The sequence below is a fragment of the Streptomyces pseudogriseolus genome (genome assembly GCA_002154585.1).
GTDB lineage: Bacteria > Actinomycetota > Actinomycetes > Streptomycetales > Streptomycetaceae > Streptomyces > Streptomyces pseudogriseolus.
This window is the reverse complement of sequence record MUNG01000238.1, coordinates 1-11,624: the sequence shown is the minus strand read 5'-3', so window position 1 is coordinate 11,624 and position 11,624 is coordinate 1. Positions and strand designations below refer to the sequence as shown.

At 73.3% G+C, this 11,624-nt stretch carries 10 protein-coding genes; 2 read left to right on the top strand and 8 right to left on the bottom strand.

Features of this window, described 5'->3' with window-relative positions:
• Positions 1-341: 341 nt before the first annotated feature.
• Positions 342-1,034, bottom strand: coding sequence for an iron-dependent transcriptional repressor DtxR (locus CCN29_RS21650; RefSeq protein WP_006134258.1), 693 nt, complete (start codon positions 1,032-1,034; stop codon positions 342-344).
• 232 nt (positions 1,035-1,266) lie between these two features.
• Here CCN29_RS21650 and CCN29_RS21645 point away from each other — a divergent pair, with 232 nt between their 5' ends.
• On the top strand, positions 1,267-2,022 hold the full coding sequence (locus CCN29_RS21645; RefSeq protein WP_006134257.1) for an SIS domain-containing protein: 756 nt from the start codon (positions 1,267-1,269) through the stop codon (positions 2,020-2,022).
• Positions 2,023-2,631: 609 nt separating this feature from the next.
• Here CCN29_RS21645 and CCN29_RS21640 read toward each other — a convergent pair.
• Both CCN29_RS21640 and CCN29_RS21635 read right to left on the bottom strand, forming a co-directional pair.
• The gene (locus tag CCN29_RS21640; protein ID WP_031021563.1) at positions 2,632-4,023 is read right to left on the bottom strand and encodes a PAS domain-containing protein; all 1,392 of its coding nucleotides are present in this window, start codon (positions 4,021-4,023) and stop codon (positions 2,632-2,634) included.
• Positions 4,024-4,522: 499 nt separating this feature from the next.
• Positions 4,523-5,623: a citrate synthase 2 gene (locus CCN29_RS21635; protein ID WP_006134255.1), complete on the bottom strand. Its 1,101-nt coding sequence runs from the start codon at positions 5,621-5,623 to the stop codon at positions 4,523-4,525.
• A 326-nt stretch (positions 5,624-5,949) separates the two neighbouring features.
• Between CCN29_RS21635 and pdxH the strand changes: the two genes are divergently transcribed.
• Positions 5,950-6,636, top strand: a complete 687-nt coding sequence (gene pdxH / locus CCN29_RS21630; protein ID WP_031021566.1) for a pyridoxamine 5'-phosphate oxidase — start codon at positions 5,950-5,952, stop codon at positions 6,634-6,636.
• Between the two features lie 182 nt (positions 6,637-6,818).
• Here pdxH and CCN29_RS21625 read toward each other — a convergent pair whose 3' ends face one another.
• From CCN29_RS21625 to CCN29_RS21605, 5 genes are read right to left on the bottom strand one after another with little or no spacing between them, the layout of a single operon-like run.
• Positions 6,819-7,400: a hypothetical protein gene (locus CCN29_RS21625; RefSeq protein WP_086683833.1), complete on the bottom strand. Its 582-nt coding sequence runs from the start codon at positions 7,398-7,400 to the stop codon at positions 6,819-6,821.
• 35 nt (positions 7,401-7,435) lie between these two features.
• Complete coding sequence (locus CCN29_RS21620; protein ID WP_006134252.1) at positions 7,436-8,050, bottom strand: TetR/AcrR family transcriptional regulator; 615 nt, start codon at positions 8,048-8,050, stop codon at positions 7,436-7,438.
• Positions 8,051-8,057: 7 nt separating this feature from the next.
• Positions 8,058-8,792, bottom strand: coding sequence for an enoyl-CoA hydratase family protein (locus CCN29_RS21615; RefSeq protein ID WP_006134251.1), 735 nt, complete (start codon positions 8,790-8,792; stop codon positions 8,058-8,060).
• A complete protein-coding gene (locus CCN29_RS21610; protein ID WP_031021572.1) occupies positions 8,789-10,369 on the bottom strand; it encodes a 4-coumarate--CoA ligase family protein in 1,581 nt (526 codons plus the stop codon). Before CCN29_RS21610 ends, CCN29_RS21615 begins: the two co-directional genes overlap by 4 nt.
• Before the next feature lie 29 nt (positions 10,370-10,398).
• Positions 10,399-11,562 carry an acyl-CoA dehydrogenase family protein gene (locus tag CCN29_RS21605; protein WP_006134249.1) on the bottom strand — a complete coding sequence of 388 codons (1,164 nt, stop codon included), beginning with the start codon at positions 11,560-11,562 and terminating at the stop codon, positions 10,399-10,401.
• Positions 11,563-11,624: the final 62 nt, after the last annotated feature.

Sequence of the window (11,624 nt, the reverse complement as noted above, 5' to 3'; positions counted from 1 at the left end):
GGAATGACCCTGAGAGCTCGGGGCTCCGGGTCAGCACAGGGGAGGACAGGCCCCGGCGCCGTGCGGCGCCGGGGCTCCTCACGTTGTCACGGCACATCGTCCCGCCCCTCCCCGGCCCGGGCGGCCTCCCCGCCACCGGGCCAAGAACCCCTCAGGTCATATGCCTCACGCGACAGCCTCGCACGCCGGCCGGGCGAACGCTGCGATTCGGCGCAACGGGGACGCGGTGGAGGCGTATTCGGCGCGCGATTCGGCGCGTTCGCGTGCGGTGGGGGCCGCCGTCACTCCCCCTGGCGCCGTCCGCCCTCCCGGTCGCGCCCCGTGCCGGTGACCGGCCCGCGTCAGGGCTTGGCGACGAAGACGTGCGAGGCGACCTCCGACTCCAGCTCCGCCGCCTCGCCGCTGCTGCCCACCAGCACGCCGCCCGCCGACTCCGTCACGCTCACCACCGAGCCGGGCTGCACGCCCGCCCGGCGCAGCGAGTACATCAGCTGCGCGTCCGTCTGGATCGGCTCGCCGATCCGGCGCACCACGACCGTCTTGCCCTCGGCGCCCGGGTCCAGATCCGCCAGCGACACCATGCCCTCGTCGAGGAACGGCACGGTGCCGTCCGTCTCGCCCAGCTCCTCGAGCCCCGGGATCGGGTTGCCGTACGGCGACTCGGTGGGGTGCCGCAGCAGCTCCAGGACGCGGCGCTCGACGGCCTCGCTCATCACGTGCTCCCAGCGGCACGCCTCGGCGTGCACCTGCTCCCACTCCAGGCCGATCACGTCGACCAGGAGACACTCGGCGAGACGGTGCTTGCGCATCACGCGGGTGGCCAGCCGGCGGCCCTCCTCCGTGAGCTCCAGATGGCGGTCCGGGGCGACGGACACCAGGCCGTCGCGCTCCATCCGGGCCACCGTCTGGCTGACCGTCGGCCCGCTCTGGTCGAGCCGCTCGGCGATCCGGGCGCGCATGGGGACCACACCTTCCTCCTCCAGCTCGAGGATGGTGCGGAGATACATCTCCGTGGTGTCGATCAGTCCGGACATACGTGCCCCTCGATGAGATCTGCGGATTGGCTCTGCCGGAAGGCTGGACGGCTCACCGGCGTGTGCGCTGGCCCGAGACTCAATTCTTACGCATAGGACGGACAACCGGGCCGCGCCCGTCAAACGCGCGGCTCCGGCGGGGCGGCGGAAGGGGCGTCCGGAGACCGTATTGACATGGCAGTGGTCCAGACCGCACGGTGATCCGCGACATGTCCGCCCCGAAGGGAGCCGCATGAGCGACCGCACGCCCGCCGGTCAGTACCTCGACGCCGCGATCGGGCTGCTGCGGCGGCTCCGCGACGAGGAGGCCGGGCCGATCGCGGCCGCGGGCACGATGATCGCGGACACGGTCGCCGACGGCGGACGGCTCTTCGCCTACGGCGCGGGCCACTCCTCGCTCGCCGCGCAGGACCTCGTCTACCGCGCGGGCGGGCTCGCCCTCATGAACCTGCTCACCGTGCCGGGAGCGGTCGGCGTCGACGTCCGGCCGGCGACGCTGGGGTCCGCGCTGGAGCGGGTGGAGGGGCTGGCGGGCGTGGTACTGGACTCCTCCCCGCTGCGGGAGGGCGACCTCCTGGTGGTCATCTCCCTGTCCGGGCGCAACGTGCTGCCGGTGGAGATGGCGACGAAGGCGCGCGCCAAGGGCGTGAAGGTGATCGGCGTGACGTCGGTGGCGTACGCGTCGGAGACGTCGCCGCGGAATCCCTCCGGGACGTTCCTCAAGGACCACTGCGACCTGGTCCTGGACCAGGGGATCACGGTCGGCGACGCGGAACTGACCTGGGAAGGCGTGTCCGCGCCGTTCGCGCCCGCGTCCACGGTCGTCACCTCGGCGCTGCTCCAGGCGGTCATGGCCACCGCCGCGGCCACCCTCGCCGACCGCGGCATCGAGCCCCCGCTGCTCCGCTCGGGCAACGTCGACGGCGGCCTCGACTGGAACGCCCACGTGATGACGGAGTACGGGGACCGGATCTTCTACCAGCACTGAGCGAAGCCCGGGCCGGCCGTGGGCCGCCCCGGGCGGGTGAAGGGCGGGCGGGGCCCCTCGCACGCGGTGAGCACCCGAGTCCGCGCGTGACCGACGCGGCCCGGGCTGCGCCCGGCCGGCTCGTCGGCCCTACGGCGGCACCGGGCGGCTCCCCGTGCCGACGTGCTCCGGCCGCCGCCCGCGTCGATGTTCGGAGGCCGGCGCCTCAATCCGTCCTCGCGCCCGAGCCACTGCCGCCGCGGGCTCGCTTGCGCCCGCGCGCCGCATCGCGATGTCCCCCCAAAACGCCCCCGGCAGGCCCTCGCGCCCTCCGGTCAGGCAAGGGCCGGCACACCCGCGCCCGCGTGGCCCTGGCCGCCCGTGGCGGCACTCGGAGGCCGACGCCTCGACGCGTCCTCGCGCCCGAGCCGTTGTTGCCCTGGGGTCGCTTACCCGTGCGGCTCGCGTCGACGCGGCTCGGGCTGCGCCCTACCGGCTCATCGCCAGAGCGGTTTTTTGGGGGGCGACCAGGGCGGCGCCCGCGCCGGTGGTGCCGCCGAGCCCGCGGGAGGGGTCCCGCCGCGCGTTCGCGTGCCCCACGCGACCCGCTGTGTCCCCCGGCCGGGGTCCTCACCCCTCGGCGGGCAGCAGTGACGCCAGGTCCATCGCCGTGGCGATGTGGGCCGCCACGTCCTCCGCGTACATCGCGTCGGCGCGTTCGAAGGCCGTGCGGTTGGACGTGCGCAGAAACGTCACGGCACCGAGTGTGCGGCCGCGGCTGCGGAGGACCGTGCAGAGGGCGTGGACCGTGTCCTTCGGCCACTGGCGGGCCAGGGCCCACTCCCGCGCCGCGTCCCCCTTGAGCGAGCCCGCGCCGGCCCGTACCGATCCGGCGCGCTCCACGCACTGGAGGGCCGGATGCCCCTCCCCGTACAGCGCCGGGAGGCCCGCCCTGCCGTCGAGGCGGCTGGGGCCCGGGGTGCCGGAGGGGGTCTCGGCGACCCTTACCAGACGGACCCGGTCGGCGTCCCCGCCCTCGGCGACCCGGTCGATGATCGCGTGGTCGGCGAACCCGGCGAGCGCGAAGTCCAGGTGGACGGCGGCCGCCTCGGCCGGGTTCTCGCACTCCGCCGCCGCCCGGGCGGCCCGGTGCAGCTGCTGGGCGCGGAACCGCAGCAGCGACGCCTCCTGCTCGCCCTGCCGCGTCTCGGTCACGTCCTGGAACAGCCAGCCCACGCCGAGCGGCACGGGCTCCTCGGCGAGCGGCGACGACAGCCGCACGAACCCGTTACGCCAGCACCGCCGGCGCTCCCCCTCGGGCGTCCGCACGGCCACCCACAGCTCGGCCGGCGCGGGCGGCGCGCCCTCGGCGAGCACATGGGTGAGCGCGCTCTCCAGTTCCTCCACGCCCTGCGTCAGCAGCTCCCCGAGCGGCCGCCCCAGCACCGCCGTACGGCCCGCGCCGAGCGCCTTCGCGGCGTACGCGTTGACGACGGCGGGCCGCAGATCCGCGTCGACCAGGACGACGCCCCAGCCGGCGTCCTCCAGCAGCGCCTCGCTCAGCGCGATGGAGCGCTCCAGGTCGATCTGCGCGTGCACCTCGCTGAACGCGCAGTACACCCCGGCGGGCTCGCCGTCCGGCCCGCGTACGGCGGCGGACTGGGTGCGCACCAGGACCCGGCGGCCGTCCTTGGTGAGCAGCGCGAACTCGTTCACCTGCCGGCCGGGCGCGTCCATGGCCGCCATCAGCCGCGCCTCGACCTCCTCGGCGTCCGCGCTGCGCACCGCCCACCCGGCGAACCCGGCACGGCCGACCGCCTCCTCGGCGGTCCAGCCGAGGATGCGCTCGGCCTCACGGTTCCAGTGGGTCACCACACCGTCCGCGTCGAAGGCGCACAGCGCGGCGTCCATGCCGTCGAGCAGCGCCGCGAGCAGGTCGGAGCCGGCCGGCCCCTCCCGCTCGGGCTCGGGCCCCTCCGGCCCGAGCTCGTCGGTGGCCCCACTACGCCGGGATGCACTCACCTGAACCCCCTGCAGGCTGCGTCCGTACGTACGGCACGACGATTCGCTCACCAACAATCATTCAACTTGAACGTGACCCAGCGCACATCGAGTTCCCGACAAGATGCTGGGAATTGTTGTCCGCTCCCCGGTACCCACGGTTTCACGAGGCAAAAGAGCTCATACGCGGCCAGGGTGCCCCGCGGGGTCCGCCGGAAGGTCGGCACAAAAAAGTGGTTGATCCTGCGGCGGCCGGTTCTTAGGGTGGCGGTACTTCGGAAAGGAGGTGGTTCGGCAGATGTATGACAACCGGACGGAAGAGGTGGCTGCGGGCTAGTGGCCCGCCGTCGTACTCGGTTCGGCGCCGGACCGGCGTGCGCGAGTCGCACGCGACCGGCCTAATCCAACGCAGTCACCCGACCCGCGAGTCGCCGGTAACGTCCGGCCGGCTCCCCCGAGGGGGAACCAGACTCGCGGGTCGCCTGCGTTTCCGATGGCCTACGCCTACTCCTCCGCGTCCTCAGTGGGCGAGGGAGCCGTAGCCCTCGACCTCCCGCGGGTCGCGCGGGCCCGGGCCGACGTAGCGGGCCGACGGGCGGACCAGCCGGCCCGTGCGCTTCTGCTCCAGGATGTGCGCCGACCAGCCCGCGGTGCGGGCGCAGGTGAACATCGACGTGAACATGTGCGCCGGCACCTCGGCGAAGTCCAGCACGATCGCGGCCCAGAACTCCACGTTCGTGGCCAGCACCCGGTCCGGGCGGCGGGCGTGCAGCTCGGCCAGGGCGGCCTTCTCCAGCGCCTCGGCGACCTCGAAGCGCGGTGCGCCCAGCTCACGGGCGGTGCGGCGCAGCACGCGGGCGCGCGGGTCCTCCGCGCGGTAGACGCGGTGGCCGAATCCCATCAGGCGCTCGCCCTTGTCGAGGGCCTGCTTGACGTACGCCTCGGCGTCCCCGGTGCGCTCGATTTCCTCGATCATGCCCAGCACGCGCGAGGGCGCGCCGCCGTGCAGCGGGCCTGACATGGCGCCGACGGCCCCGGACAGCGCCGCCGCGACGTCCGCGCCGGTGGAGGCGATGACGCGGGCGGTGAAGGTGGAGGCGTTCATGCCGTGCTCGGCGGCCGACGTCCAGTACGCGTCGACGGCGGCGACGTGCTTGGGGTCGGGCTCGCCGCGCCAGCGGATCATGAAGCGCTCGACGACCGACTCGGCCTTGTCGATCTCGCTCTGCGGCACCATCGGCAGCCCCTGGCCGCGCGCCGACTGGGCGACGTACGACAGGGCCATCACGGCGGCGCGGGCGAGGTCCTCGCGGGCCTGCTCGGCATCGATGTCGAGGAGCGGTTTCAGGCCCCACACGGGGGCGAGCATCGCCAGCGCGGACTGCACGTCGACGCGGATGTCGCCGGAGTGCACGGGGATGGGGAACGGCTCGGCAGGCGGCAGTCCGGGGGCGAACGCCCCGTCCACGAGCAGCCCCCAGACGTTGCCGAAGGAGACGTGACCGACCAGATCCTCGATGTCGACGCCCCGGTAGCGCAGGGCACCGCCCTCCTTGTCCGGTTCGGCGATCTCCGTCTCGAACGCGACGACTCCTTCGAGCCCGGGTACGAAGTCGGACATCAGGCGGCTCCCTCGGTAGGTGGGTGACAGATGGTGTTGTGGGGTGGGACGACCATGTGTCGTGGCGCGGTCGGGGTGGCGGCACGGCCGTGGCGGGTCCGGTGATCCGCGGTCGGCTCGGTGGACTCGCGGTCGTGGACGTCATCCCTGTGATGCCCGGCTGGCGGTCACCCAACCGGATCAGTGCCAGCACGATATCCCTGAGTGCCAGTTTTGGGGAGGGTTCGCGGCACTGAGTGCCACCCGTGAGGTGGGGCACCGCCCGTGCGTGAGGTCGGCCACCGCCCGTTTGTGAGGTGGGGCACCTGCCGCTCGGGGGCGTGGGGATGCGGCAGGATGACGGCGTGACCGACCGAGACGCTGTCCCCCTCGATCCCGCCACGATGCGCAAGCAGTACCGGACGGAGGGGCTCTCCGAGACCGACCTCGCCGCCACGCCCGTCGAGCAGTTCGCGCGGTGGTTCGCGCAGGCCGCGCGGGAGGGCGGGCTGTTCGAGCCGAACGCCATGATCGTGTCGACCGCGGACGCGGCGGGGCGGCCCAGTTCGCGGACGGTGCTGCTGAAGCACTTCGACGAGGGCGGGTTCGTGTTCTACACGAACTACGAGTCCCGCAAGGGCCGCGACCTGGCCGAGAACCCGTACGTCTCGCTGCTGTTCCCCTGGCATCCGGTCGCCCGGCAGGTCATCGTCACCGGCACGGCGCGGCGCACCGGGCGCGACGAGACGGCCGCGTACTTCCGTACCCGGCCGCACGGGTCGCAGCTGGGCGCGTGGGCCAGCGGGCAGTCGACGGTGATCGCGTCGCGGGAGGAGCTGGACGAGGCGTACGCCGCTCTCGCGGCACGCTATCCGGAACACGAGCGGGTTCCGGTGCCGCCGCACTGGGGCGGTTTCCGGGTCGTCCCGGAGACGGTGGAGTTCTGGCAGGGCCGCGAGAACCGGTTGCACGACCGCCTGCGGTACGTCACGGAGGCGGGGGGAGGGTGGAGGGTGGAGCGGCTGGCTCCGTGAGCAGCTGCGGCGGCACCTCGTTGGCGCCGAGGTGCGCCGACACCCCCGGCCCGCACCAACGCCCTACTCTCGCGTCACGCTGCACCTCACGGCGCAGGGCGTCGCCCGGCTGACGGAGCCGACGCAGCTCCCCTCGCCTTACCGCGCCCTGCGCGAACCCAAAAGCGCGCCCCGGCGCGTCCTCACAGCTTGCCCCACACCCGTCTCACCCGGTGCCCGCCCAGGGCGTCGGAGAAGCGCGTCAGGAACTCCTCCGTGAACTCGGGCCAGTTCCAGAACTCGAAGCCCAGGTGGGCGAAGGCGAAGTAGTCGTCCGCCCAGCGATACTCCGGCAGCGGGACGGACGCGGCGCAGGCAGGGCACACGACCTCGGCCTCCCCGGTGTCGTCCCAGTCGCGCAGGGCCGCGCCGAAAGGCGCCCAGGCCTCGTCGTCCGACTCCCACGTATCGGTCATCAGCCGGATCGTGGCCTCGCAGCGGGGGCAGGTCACCGCCTCGGGCTCGCCCTGACCGCCGTTGAAGACGGTGCGTCCGACCTCCACGTCCAGCCCGTCGGACGGCTCCCACTCCTCGTCCTCCGGGGAACAGGCGCGGAGCCAGTTCGGGCCGGGCGGATGGCCGAGGGGCGCGCCCAGGACGCAGTCGGTCCGCTCGGCGCTCACGATGCCCTCGGAGATCAGCCAGGCCAGCCCGCGCTCCGCGTAGGTCGCCGCCTCGTCGGGGCCGGCGTCGAGGTCGACGATCGTCTGGAAGTGGTCACCCATGCCGGACACCGTAGGCCCGGCCGCTGACAGCGCGCTCAGCTCAGGGCGTCGTCCAGCAGGTCGGCCCACTGGGCGACGACCCGTTCGCGGCGGGCCGTGTCGTCCGTGAGGAGGTTGGCGAGGCCGAGGCCGCGGGCCATGTCGAGGAAGCCCTGGACGGTTTCGCGGACGCCGGGGCGGGACTCGTCGGCGCCGAGGAGTTCCACGGCGATCCGGTGCGAGTCGCGCCCGACCCGCAGCTCCAGCTCGGTCACCCGCGGCCGCAGCTGCTCCTCGTTGGACGCGGCCACCCACAGGTGCAGGGCGGCGCGGAACAGGGGGCCGGTGTAGAGGTCGACGAGCGCGGCGACCACCGCGCGGCGGTCGTGGGCGCCGGCGCCGTCGGGGAAGAGGGCGCGCAGCGCGTTGGTGCGTTCCTCGGCGACGTACTCCACGGCGGCCGTGAACAGGTCTTCCCGGGTCGGGAAGTGGTGCTGGGCGGCGCCCCGGGAGACGCCGGCCCGTTCGGCGACGACGGAGACCGTGGAGCCCGCCCAGCCGTGTGCGGCGAGGCAGGCCACGGCGGCCTCGAGCAGCCGCTGCCGGGTGGCCCGGCTGCGGTCCTGCTTGGGGACGCGTCCGGCACGGTCGGCCGTGCTCACACCACCCATGCCGCGCTCACACCACCCATTCCGGATCCCGTCGTTCGAGGAACGCCGTCATGCCCTCGCGCGCGGGCGCGGAGGCGAAGAGGCGTGCCGAGAGCGCGGTCAGGGCGTCCGCGTCCCGGTCGAAGGTCTCCAGCACCCTAGCCGTGAGCAGCCGTTTCGTCTCGGCGAGGGCCTCGGGGGCGGCTCTGCGCAGGCCGTCGAGGATCGGGGCGAGGACCTCGTCCACGTCGTCGGCGGCGGCGGTGAGCAGGCCGATGCGGGTGGCCTCGGCGGTGTCGAGGCGTTCGCCGGTGAGGTAGTAGCGGGCCAGGGCGCGCGGGTCGGTGCGGGGCAGCAGCGGCAGGGAGATGACGGCCGGGGCGACCCCGATGCGGACCTCGGTGAAGGCGAACGTCGCCGCGTGGGAGGCGACGGCGATGTCGCAGGCGGCGAGCAGGCCGAGGCCGCCCGCGCGGACGTGCCCGGTGACCCGCGCGAGGACCGGTTTGGGCAGCTCGACGATCTGCCGCAGCAGGTCCACCAGCGTCTCGGGGGCGGGCGGGTCGCGCAGGTCGGCGCCCGCGCTGAAGGTGTTGCCGGTGTGGGTGAGGACCACCGCGCGGACGCCGGTGTCCTTCCCGGCGTCGGTGAGCGCGGCGGCGAGGTCCGCGACGAGGGCGGCGGACAGGGCGTTGCGGCGCTCCGGGGCGTCGAGGGACAGGGTCTCGACGCCCCGGGTGCGACTGCGGCCGATCAGGGTCACGAGGGCTCCTTGTGCGCCGCCCGGAGTTCGCGGCGCAGGATCTTTCCGGAGGCGGCGCGGGGCACGCCGTCGATGAAGGTGACGTGCCGGACCCGTTTGTACGGGGCGACGCGTTCGGCGACGTGCAGCATGACCTCGCCCTCGGTGAGGTCCGGGGCGGAGGGGTGGCGGACGACGAAGGCGTGCGGGACCTCGTTGCCGTCCTCGTTGTAGACGCCGATGACGGCCGCGTCGGCGACGCCGGGGTGGGTGAGCAGCAGCGCCTCCAGCTCGGCGGGCGCGACCTGGAAGCCCTTGTACTTGATGAGCTCCTTCACCCGGTCGACGACGAACAGCCACCCGTCGTCGTCGGCGTGGCCGACGTCCCCGGTGTGCAGCCAGCCGTCCTCGTCGATCATCGCGGCGGTGGCGTCGGGCCGCCCGAGGTAGCCCTTCATCACCTGCGGGCCGCGGATGAGGATCTCGCCGGACTCGCCCGGCCCGAGGTCCTTGCCGGGGTCGTCGAGGGACACGATCCGCATCTCGGTGCCGGCGATGAGCTTGCCGACGGTGCCGGGCGGGGCTTCCTCCATGAGGTCCAGAGGGACGACGTGGGTGCCCGGCGACAGTTCCGTCATCCCGTACGCCTGGCCGACCGGCGGCAGGCCGAGCCGCCGCGCGCAGGCGGCGGCGAGGTGCGCGTCCAGGGGCGCGGCGGCGCTGATGACGTACTTCAGGGAGGACAGGTCGTACTCGGCGACCAGCGGGTGCTTGGCGAGGGCCAGCACGATCGGCGGGGCGACGTAGAGGGCGGTGATGCGGTGGTTCTGGACGGCCGCGAGGAACTGCTCCAGGTCGAAGCGCGGGAGGACGACCACGGTGGCGCCGTGCCGCAGCGGGGCGTTCATCAGGGCGGTGAGGCCGTAGATGTGGAAAAAGGGCAATACGGCGAGGACGCGGTCGCCGGGGCCCGCCGTGATCGCCGGCTGGAGCTGGGCGAGGTTGGTGGCGATCTGCCGGTGGGTGAGCATCACGCCCTTGGGGATGCCGGTCGTCCCGGAGGAGTACGGCAGCGCGGCGACGTCCTCGGCGGGGTCGATGCCGACGGCCGGCTCGGGGGCCGTGGAGGCCAGCATGTCGATCAGCGAGCGGTGTCCGGACGCGCTGTCGCAGACGAAGATCTCCCGTACGCCGCCCGCGAGTTCGGCGGCTCTGCGCGCGCTGTCCAGCAGCGGTGACACGGTGACGATCCAGCGGGCCGCGCAGTCCCTCAGCTGCTTGGCGAACTCCTCGGGCGTGGCGAGAGGGTGCACGGTGGTGACGGAGGCGCCCGCGCGGGTCGCCGCGTAGAAGGCGGTGGGGAAGGCGATCGTGTTGGGGCTGTGCAGGGCGAGCACGTCCCCCTTGCGCACGCCCGCCTCGGCGAGTCCGGCGGCGACCCGCCGGTGGAACCGGTCGAGCTGTTCGTAGGTGAGGGTGGTGCCGTCGGTGCCGTCGATCAGGGCCGGGGTGCTCCCGAACTCGGCGGCGCGCCCGAGCACCGCCTCGTGGATGGGGAGGTCGACCGGCGTGACGTCTGCGTACGCGCTGCGGAACATGGTTCCTCCAGGACGGCCGGGTGGCCTGCCTAGTACGACTTGGGCAGGCCCAGGGTCTGGTGGGAGACGTAGTTGAGAATCATCTCCCGGCTGACCGGCGCGATTCGAGACACGCGCGCGGCCGTTATCAGCGAGGCGAGCCCGAACTCACGGGTGAGGCCGTTGCCGCCGAGGGTGTGCACGGCCTGGTCGACGGCCTTCACACAGGCCTCGCCCGCCGCGTACTTGGCCATGTTGGCGGCCTCCCCGGCGCCCACGTCGTCGCCGGCGTCGTAGAGGTGGGCGGCCTTCTGCATCATCAGGCGGGCCAGTTCGAGGTCGATGTGCGCCTGCGCGAGAGGGTGTGCGATCGCCTGGTGGGAGCCGATGGGCGCCTTCCAGACGGTCCGTTCGCGGGCGTACTCGGCGGCACGGGACAGCGCGAAGCGGCCCATGCCGATCGCGAAGGCGGCCGTCATGATGCGCTCGGGGTTGAGGCCGGCGAACAGTTGGAGCAGGCCCGCGTCCTCGTCGCCGACCAGTGCGTCGGCGGGCAGCCGCACGTCGTCGAGGACCAGCTCGAACTGCTTCTCCGCCGCGCTCAATTCCATGTCGATCTTGTGGCGCTGGAAGCCCGGGGTGTCGCGCGGGACGATGAACAGGCAGGGCTTCAGACGGCCGGTGCGGGCGTCCTCGGTGCGGCCGACGATGAGCGTGGCGTCGGCGATGTCCACCCCCGAGACGAACACCTTGCGTCCGGTGAGGAGCCAGTCGCCGGTGGCGGGGTCGCGGCGGGCAGTGGTCGTGATGCGGTGGGAGTTGGACCCGGCGTCGGGCTCGGTGATGCCGAAGGCCATGACGCGGGTGCCGTCGGCGAGGGCCGGCAGCCAGGCCCGCTTCTGCTCTTCCGTGCCGAAGCGGGCGATCACTGTGCCGCAGATGGCCGGGGAGACCACCATCAGGAGGAGGGGGCAGCCGGCGGCGCCCAGTTCCTCCAGGACGATGGAGAGTTCGGCGATGCCGCCGCCACCGCCGCCGTGTTCCTCCGGGAGGTTGACGCCGAGGTAGCCGAGTTTGGCGGCCTCCGACCAGAGTTCCGTGGCGGGCCTGCCCTCCTCGACGGTGCGGGTGAAGTACGCGCGGCCGTACTTGTGGCCGAGGGCGGACACGGCTGCGCGGAGGGCCTTGTGTTCTTCTGACTCGATCAGGGGCATGGGGTTCCTTGGGTTGTCGGGTCAGTGCGGGTTGTCTTCGGCTGGTCGCGCCCACGCGGCGG